At 40.4% G+C, this 391-nt stretch carries 1 protein-coding gene; it reads right to left on the bottom strand.

The genetic code is table 11. The annotated features are described in order from the left end of the window. On the bottom strand, nucleotides 1-242 hold a 242-nt coding region (locus CP352_RS10820; protein ID WP_143465309.1), incomplete at its 3' end, for a DUF2529 family protein. Between the last annotated feature and the right edge of the window lie 149 nt (nucleotides 243-391).

Raw genomic sequence — 391 nt, 5'->3', positions numbered from 1 at the left:
CTGTCGCTTTCTGTCACTTCCTCAGCGCTTTCTGGAAAGGCTTTGACAGATGGGAAGGGTTCTTTGCTTTCAGTGGCCTCATAAAAGACGCCCTGAAGCTCATTCGCTCCGTATAAATAAATGGAATGCCCGCTGATCACCGCTTGAGCAAGCAGCCGCGCCCCATCTTCAATCGCGTCAGATTCCTTATCCTGAATGCGGGAAAAAATACCTGTTAACTGCGTCGTGAATATTTTCAACATAAGTGAATCCTCCTTTATAACGTACAATATCAGTATACAACAAAAGAGAAAATGCTCAGAAAATGTCGTAAAGTAGACTATTATAATTAAAGGAAATAGGAAAATCAAACAGAATACATACAATACTGCTTACTTTTGACGAAAATCAT

This window comes from Lactobacillus sp. UMNPBX1 (genome assembly GCF_002554085.1).
Lineage (GTDB): Bacteria > Bacillota > Bacilli > Lactobacillales > Lactobacillaceae > Lactobacillus > Lactobacillus crispatus.
The sequence above is the reverse complement of the archived record's forward strand: the minus strand, read 5'-3'. Positions and strand labels throughout refer to the sequence as shown.